Annotated in this window: 8 protein-coding genes; 5 read left to right on the forward strand and 3 right to left on the reverse strand. The window is 65.9% G+C overall.

The window, feature by feature from the left end:
* Positions 1–13 precede the first annotated feature (13 nt).
* Together sdhA and NA11_RS34510 are read left to right on the forward strand one after the other, a co-directional pair.
* Positions 14–1,765: a succinate dehydrogenase flavoprotein subunit gene (sdhA, locus tag NA11_RS34505; RefSeq protein WP_069166270.1), complete on the forward strand. Its 1,752-nt coding sequence runs from the start codon at positions 14–16 to the stop codon at positions 1,763–1,765.
* A complete protein-coding gene (locus NA11_RS34510; protein ID WP_069166254.1) occupies positions 1,765–2,535 on the forward strand; it encodes a succinate dehydrogenase iron-sulfur subunit in 771 nt (256 codons plus the stop codon). The genes sdhA and NA11_RS34510 overlap by 1 nt, the downstream gene beginning before the upstream one ends.
* Positions 2,536–2,621: 86 nt before the next feature.
* Here the strand turns inward: NA11_RS34510 and NA11_RS34515 are convergent, their stop codons facing one another.
* From NA11_RS34515 to NA11_RS34525, 3 genes are all read right to left on the reverse strand, one after another.
* Positions 2,622–2,942 carry a hypothetical protein gene (locus NA11_RS34515; RefSeq protein WP_069166255.1) on the reverse strand — a complete coding sequence of 107 codons (321 nt, stop codon included), beginning with the start codon at positions 2,940–2,942 and terminating at the stop codon, positions 2,622–2,624.
* Positions 2,943–3,593: 651 nt separating this feature from the next.
* Positions 3,594–3,989 (reverse strand): PPOX class F420-dependent oxidoreductase, encoded by a 396-nt coding sequence (locus NA11_RS34520; RefSeq protein ID WP_069166256.1) that lies wholly within the window; start codon positions 3,987–3,989, stop codon positions 3,594–3,596.
* A gap of 41 nt (positions 3,990–4,030) precedes the next feature.
* A complete protein-coding gene (locus NA11_RS34525; protein ID WP_245746394.1) occupies positions 4,031–5,845 on the reverse strand; it encodes a hypothetical protein in 1,815 nt (604 codons plus the stop codon).
* Between the two features lie 218 nt (positions 5,846–6,063).
* On the opposite strand from NA11_RS34525, the gene NA11_RS34530 reads away from it, so the two are divergent.
* The 3 genes from NA11_RS34530 to NA11_RS34540 all read left to right on the forward strand — a co-directional run.
* The gene (locus NA11_RS34530; protein ID WP_069166272.1) at positions 6,064–6,420 is read left to right on the forward strand and encodes a nuclear transport factor 2 family protein; all 357 of its coding nucleotides are present in this window, start codon (positions 6,064–6,066) and stop codon (positions 6,418–6,420) included.
* Between the two features lie 47 nt (positions 6,421–6,467).
* Entirely contained in the window at positions 6,468–6,887 is a 420-nt protein-coding gene (locus NA11_RS34535) for a hypothetical protein (RefSeq protein ID WP_069166257.1), read from the forward strand.
* A 399-nt stretch (positions 6,888–7,286) separates the two neighbouring features.
* Positions 7,287–7,733 (forward strand): hypothetical protein (locus tag NA11_RS34540; protein ID WP_141718012.1); only part of this gene is annotated, 447 nt, incomplete at its 3' end.

Consider the following 7,733-nt stretch of genomic DNA (forward strand, 5'->3'; position numbering starts at 1 on the left):
GAGTGACTCGCGGATTCAGGAGCATCGCTACGACGTCGTGATCGTCGGTGCCGGTGGCGCAGGCATGCGCGCGGCGATCGAGGCAGGGCCCCGGGCGCGCACCGCAGTGCTGACCAAGCTGTACCCGACCCGCAGCCACACCGGCGCGGCACAGGGTGGCATGTGCGCCGCGCTGGCGAACGTCGAAGAAGACAACTGGGAATGGCACACCTTCGACACCGTCAAGGGTGGCGACTACCTGGTCGACCAGGATGCCGCGGAGATCATGGCCAAGGAGGCCATCGACGCGGTGATGGACCTGGAGAAGATGGGTCTGCCGTTCAACAGGACGCCGGAAGGCAAGATCGACCAGCGCCGGTTCGGCGGGCACACCCGCGACCACGGCAAGGCCCCGGTCCGCCGCGCGTGTTACGCCGCCGACCGCACCGGTCACATGATCCTGCAGACGCTCTACCAGAACTGCGTCAAGCACGACGTGGAGTTCTACAACGAGTTCTACGTGCTCGACCTGGTGATGAGCGAGACCGACCGCGGCCCCGTCGCGACCGGTGTCGTCGCCTACGAGCTGGCCACCGGCGACATCCACGTCTTCCACGCCAAGTCGATCATCTTCGCGACCGGCGGCTCGGGCCGGATGTACAAGACCACCTCGAATGCGCACACGCTGACCGGCGACGGCATGGCGATCGTGTTCCGCAAGGGTCTGCCGCTGGAGGACATGGAATTCCACCAGTTCCATCCGACGGGCCTGGCCGGGCTCGGCATCCTCATCTCGGAGGCCGTGCGCGGCGAGGGCGGCATCCTGCGCAACGCCAGCGGCGAGCGGTTCATGGAGCGCTACGCCCCCACCATCAAGGACCTCGCGCCGCGTGACATCGTCGCCCGCTCGATGGTGCTCGAGGTGCTGGAAGGCCGTGGCGCCGGGCCGAACAAGGACTACGTCTACATCGACGTGACCCACCTCGGCGAGGACGTGCTCGAGGAGAAGCTGCCCGACATCACCGAATTCGCCCGCACCTACCTCGGTGTCGACCCGGTGACCGAGCTGGTGCCGGTCATGCCGACCTGTCACTACGTGATGGGTGGCATCCCGACCAAGATCCGCGGCGAGGTGCTGCGCAACAACACCGACGTGGTGCCGGGCCTGTACGCCGCAGGCGAATGCGCGTGCGTCTCGGTGCACGGCTCCAACCGCCTCGGCACCAACTCGCTGCTCGACATCAACGTGTTCGGCCGCCGCTCCGGTATCGCCGCCGCCGAATACGCGCAGCGCACCGAGTTCGTGGAGATGCCGGAGAACCCGGCGCGGATGGTGCAGGACTGGCTCACGCTGATCCTGTCCGATCACGGCAACGAACGCGTCGCCGACATCAGGACCGAACTGCAGTACACGATGGATATGAACGCCGCCGTGTTCCGCACCGAGGACACCCTGAAGCAGGCCCTCACCGACATCCACGTGCTCAAGGAGCGCTACACGCGGATCACGGTGCAGGACAAGGGCAAGCGCTACAACAGCGACCTGCTCGAAGCAGTAGAGCTCGGCTTCCTGCTCGAGCTCGCCGAGGTCACCGTCGTCGGGGCGCTCAACCGGAAGGAATCGCGTGGCGGTCATGCGCGCGAGGACTACCCGGACCGCGACGACGTGAACTTCATGCGCCACACGATGGCCTACAAGGCCGGGCCGGAACTTCTCTCCGACATCCGCCTCGACTTCAAGCCGGTGGTGCAGACCCGTTACGAGCCGATGGAGCGTAAGTACTGATGACTGCCGTACTCGAGACACCCCCGGCCAAGGCCGCCCCTGTTCCCGAGGGGTCGGTGATGGTCACCGTCAAGGTCGCCCGGTTCAATCCGGAGGACGAGAAGGGTGCGCACTGGGAGTCGTTCCAGGTGCCGGTCCTGTCGACCGACCGCTTCCTGAACGTGCTGATCTACATCAAGTCCTATCTGGACGGCACGCTCACCTTCCGTCGTTCCTGCGCGCACGGCGTGTGCGGGTCCGACGCGATGCGGATCAACGGGGTGAACCGGTTGGCCTGCAAGGTGCTGATGAAGGACATGCTGCCCAAGGGCGACAAGGCATTGACGATCACCGTCGAGCCGATCCGCGGCCTGCCCGTGGAGAAGGATCTCGTGGTGAACATGGAGCCGTTCTTCGACGCGTTCCGCGCGGTGAAGCCGTACCTGATGACCTCGGGGAACGAGCCGACCCGCGAACGGATCCAAAGCCAGGCCGACCGTGCGCGCTTCGATGACACCACCAAGTGCATCCTCTGTGCCTGCTGCACCACCTCCTGCCCCGTGTACTGGAGCGACGGCAGCTACTTCGGTCCCGCCGCCATCGTCAACGCGCACCGCTTCATCTTCGACAGCCGCGACGAAGGCGCCCGCGAGCGTCTCGACATCCTCAACGACGTCGAAGGTGTCTGGCGCTGCCGCACCACCTTCAACTGCACCGACGCCTGCCCCCGCGGCATCGAAGTCACCAAGGCCATCCAGGAAGTCAAGCGCGCCCTGCTCTTCACCCGCTAGCCCCAGCTGAACCCAAAGGCCGCCTCCATCGAGAGATGGGGGCGGCCTTCACTGTTCGCAATTGAGCCCCTCGCGAAACGGAAAGCTCATCCTCGGCGGAACGGAAACTTTTCCAAGTGGTCGAGCAGCAAGCCGAACAGTATCGAGATGACGATGAAGGAGCCGAACCAACGCAGTGCCTGGTCGGTCGCCTTCCGCAGCCAGTGCTCTCGCCACCCAGGCCGCCGTGGCTCACCTGTTGCCTCGACCCAAATCCCCCAGCGCACCACCGCCCATGCCGCGACAAACACGAACGTGGGGAAGTAGCTGAAGGGACTCTTGGGCGGGTAACCACGCCACTCCCCGAATGCCACCAGCACCAGACCGATCATGGCCAACAACAGCGTGAGTCTGGTTGCCCAGATCACCTGTGTGAGTCGAACAGACACCCCAACCCGTGCTGACGGGCTCGCTGGGCCCGCGAATAGCGCTCGAAGGTTGAATCCTCCTTGGTCGCTTAGCTGAGCAACCAGCTTGCGCGCGTCATCTCGACGTTCACTGAGCCAACTCGACCAGAAGGTCGCGACATTCCGCGGTGGTCGCGCAAAGCCCCGGTAGTACATCAAGCCACGCACCTGAGACCGTCCACGCAGGAAACCACGGCCGATGATGTCGTCTCGTTCGATAATGCCACCGCGCCGAACTGTCTGCCAGCGCAACAACTTCCGTATCTCCCTGCCGTTGCGACGGCGTCGCCCCGGCCGATGATGGTGACAACGCCGCCATTCCCCGAGCACGCGGTTGCGGCAGGGACGACCGGTAGACGTGAGGGGATATCCGCAAAATACGGGCCAGATGTTCCCACGAGACCACCACACCATCACGGCCAATACCGCTAGTACGACCGGGAAGACCAGCGCGAAGGTCAGCGGCCACGGAACTCCCCGAGGGCTCAGATACTCGAGCGCTCCAGCGAAGAGCCCCAACATGCGTCTGAGATGATCAAAGATCTCCCCCATGTCGTGATGGTACGGGTCGGTCCGCTCAGTCGATCACCGATTGGACATGATGATCCGTGCCTAGGCGGCGTAGCCGGTGGCTTTGGTTACTTCGATGCGGACTGCGACGCGGGTTTGGTTTGGGGCTGGCTCGTCGTGGTCTTTGCCGTCGTATTTCCAGGACAGCTGGTGGCCTACTCGGAGATTCGTGTCGTGGGTGATGGTGGCGGTGCCGCGCAGCTCGACGTAGTTCTCGCCGTCTGCGAAGTCGATGACGGTCACGCTGACGCGTGGGTCGCGCAGCATGTTTCGGTGCTTGAGCCTGCCCTCGAGGGTGGAGAACAGCAGGTCGTTGCCGTCGCGGCCGACCCACATCGCCGAAGTCTGCGGACTGCCATCGGCATTCAGCGTGGCGAGCACCGCGTAGTTCTTGCCGTCGAGCAGGGCGATGGTGGCATCGCTGAGCGTGATTCCCATGCTCGCGACACTAGTGACCGTGGTCGGCAGGCCCGCAGCGACTAGTTGTCGTAGGAGGCGACGCCGACCGGCCCTGAGCCGAGGCAGACGACGAGCCCCTCGGTGTAGGAGGCGACGCGCAGCGCAGCGCCGCTGCCGACCAAACGGACGAACACGGTGTTCAAGCCTTGACGCACCGGCACCACCACGAATCTGCCGTGTTCGAAAGCGACGAGGATCCGGCCGTCCCGACTGGCGAGGTAGTTGAGCTGTGCCGTCCATTCGTGCTCGAGCATCGGGCCGTCGAGGAGCAGCGAGACCGGATCACCACCCTGGATTCGATATCCACAGTGCGGGTCCGGCGCAGGAACGATGCGCCGGTTCCACCAGACCTGTGCCTCGACGATCCGGCCGGTGTCGGTGATCATGCGCAGGTGCGGCGTCGAATCGGCGAAGGCGCCGGGCGCGGCGATGGGCGAGAGCACCTGACCGGCCAGATTCTGTGGGTAGGCAAGGGGATTCAGGACATTCCACGGGACCTCCTGTTCGAGCAGTGGCACACCATCCCAGCCGTCGAGGGCCGACTTCACGTTCGTCACATACGTTTTGGTCGGACTGGGCCGCCATGAGCCGACGAACGTGTAGGTGGAGCACAGACTGCTCACGACAAACGCAACCAGCAGCGGAATCGCACTGCGCGGACCAGGCATTCGCGCGGAGCGACGCGGACTTCCCTGCAGGACCAGCGCGCCCGCCGCGGACAACGTCACCCCTAGGTCGGCGAAATACCGCAGCGACTGCATGAGCTCCGCCGCGGTGTTCGGCCCACCGCGGACAAGCGCCACCGGAATCTGCATCAAGACCACCGCGGCGGCGGCAAGCACCCACACCGTCCAGACCCGACGCCGCTGCCGAATCGACAGTGCCGCAAGCACAATCAGCACGATCCACGCCACGATCACCGCTGAGCTCGGCGGATCGGCCCACGGCGCCGCGGGCAACCAGCGCTCCCACCGCCACGGCCCGCCGACCACCGCGGGCACCACCCCGAGCGAGGTCGCGTTGGGCAGCAGATCACGCACGTCCTGCGGGCGGTGCTGGAGGCCGGAGACGCCGATCACCGCGAGATACCCGGCCAGCCAGCACAGCACGGCAACGACCGAGCCGGCCCACAGCCGTCCACCACGACGAATCACCGTGCGCACAGCGGATTCTCGCCCGTCGACATAGTCGGCGAGCACCGCGACGGCGAACGCGATGAACGGGATGATCACCGACTTCTCGAAGAACAGCAGCGCCACCACGAGCACGACAATCCCGGACCAGGCGTATCGCCGCCGACCGGTGCGCACCAGCAGCACCGCGTCCCCGATCACCCAGGCGAGCGCGAATTGCAGTGGCAGCGCGTTCAATGCGGCCGACCACCACGCGAACGCAGGCAACGTCACCGGCGAGAACAGGAAGAACGTGAAGGGGACGAGCAGCGCCCACCGCGCGCCCATCAGCACGACCAGCATGCGCAGCACCGACACCGCGACCGCGAGCTGCAGGACGAGCAGCGAGAGCACCGGGCCGATCCACGCCAGCGGCGACACCGCGTTCACCAGCCATGCGGTGGCGAAGGCGAGCGGCATGAAATGCCCATCGTGGTTGTGCAACAACAGCTCTGCGGACAGCAACGGATATCGGCCTGCCCGGCCGACCAGGATCAGGTCATCCCAGTAGAAGTAGCCACTGCCCGCCACCCAGCCACGAAGCACCAGCTGCAGCGCGATCAGGCCCGCCGCAACGACGACGGGTCGCGGCCACCGCGGCGACGCCGTCATCGCAGGCCGCGGGGGCGCGGCCTGCGACGGCGCTACCGCGGCGGTGTCCATGCCGACCCACCCTAGTGCGGACCCGCGGCGTACTACCGCAACGCGAGCGGGCACAACACCTTCGGCCTACCTCCGAACTGCCGAATGCGGCGGCATACGTATACCGCCGCCGAAAGTACTGATAGGCGACTGATTCAGCACCCCCATGCCGACCCATAACGTAGTTCTTGTCCAGCAGGACACAAAGAAACCGCAGATCAGCAGCCTTGGAGGCCACCATGAACACTCTCGTCGCGCAGTACCTGGAAGCCTGGAACACCACCGACGCCGCCGCCCGCAAGGCCGCCATCGCCCGCGTCTTCACCGAGTCGGTCGGCTATGTGGACCCGCTGGTCGCGGTCACCGGCCACGACGAGCTCGACGCGGCCATCGCCGGCGTGCATGCCCAGTTCCCCGGCTGGACCTTCACCCTCGCAGGCCCGGTCGATGCCCACCACGATCAGGTGCGCTTCACCTGGAACCTCGGCCCGGTCGACGGACCAGCCGTGGTGGTCGGCTTCGACGTCGCGGTGGTCGAAAACGGCCGCATCGCCAAGGTTCTCGGCTTCCTCGACAAGGTCCCCGACGCGGCCTGACTCCGCTATCCCCTGAATCTCGTTCCACCAGAAGGAAGTACCGCACCATGACGATCACGGCCCCGGCCTACCTCGATACCCTCCGCGCCCCAGGACCCGCCTTGCTGCGCATGTCGCTGCGGGTCGACGCGGTGGTCACCGGCGTCAACGGCCTCGCCTACCTCGCACTCTCCGGCCCGCTGGAATCGCTGCTCGGCCTCGACAGCCGCATCGGCATTCCGATCGGCGTCTTTCTCACCCTCTACGGCCTCGGCGTCGCCCTCATCAGCGCACCGGCGAACATCAACTCCGCCATGGTCCGCGTCGTCATCGCAGGTAACGCGGCATGGGCGGTGCTCAGCCTGGCTGCACTGGTCGAGGGCGCACTCGACCTGAACCTGGTCGGCAGCGTCTGGACGGTCATGCAGGCAGCGACCGTCGGCGGCTTCGCGGCGTTGCAGTACCTGGGCTTGCGCCGCGCCCGGTGACCCGAAACCCCTCCGACCACAACTGCATCGACCTGACGCGGTATCGGCTACCCGCTGGTGCCGCGTTCGTCGTTGTCCGACGATCGGCCGCAACGGCGGTATCGGCCGCGAAACCCGATGGCGACTACACCGGCGCTATTCGATTAGCAATCAATCTTTCTGGGCCTTCGCAGGCAATATGACACCGAACTCCAAAAAGGAAAACTTCCCGAGATATTCAATCGCGAAGTCGCCGGTCGCAAATAGTAGTGCGAGCGTTATTCGCGAAATCAGCAATTCCGGCGGCGCTGTCAAAAAGTTGCTTGTAAGTTGGCCATCGACAGCGTCACCAGGTTTGCCATACCAATCGTCAGCCGACGACGATCCGTCGTGCGGCGGCTCGGGAGGAAGGCGCTCCGCATGTACGTGCTCCGAACGGCCATCGCGGCCACCGTACTGATCTGTCCTGCCCTGGCCGCAGCGGCGACGCCGGGCTCCCCGGCGAACGACGTGCTCGGCCTTCCTGCGATCACCGACCGTGCGACACCGGGCACCGCCATCGCGAATTCCCATGGCACAGCGAACAATTCCAGCCGCGCGGTACTGCATACGCTCCTGTCCCCCACCGCGGGCAACACCGCGACGCCCATCGGGGCGCTCGGCACCGGCAGCGCGGCAGTCGGCATCAGCCTTGCGGCCCTGCTCAGCACCGGCCTCGTGGCACTGGGCACCGGCAGCGTCGCCGCGGCCCCCTTCGCGGCAATGGCGGGTACCGGCAGCGCAGCAGCGGGCACCGGCAGCGCAGCCCTGGCTCCGCTCGGCGTAGTCCTCGGCGTCGGTGCGGCACTGGCGGGCACCGGCAGCGCG

The sequence above is a fragment of the Nocardia altamirensis NBRC 108246 genome, assembly GCF_001612685.1.
In the GTDB taxonomy this organism is placed as follows: Bacteria; Actinomycetota; Actinomycetes; order Mycobacteriales; family Mycobacteriaceae; genus Nocardia; species Nocardia altamirensis.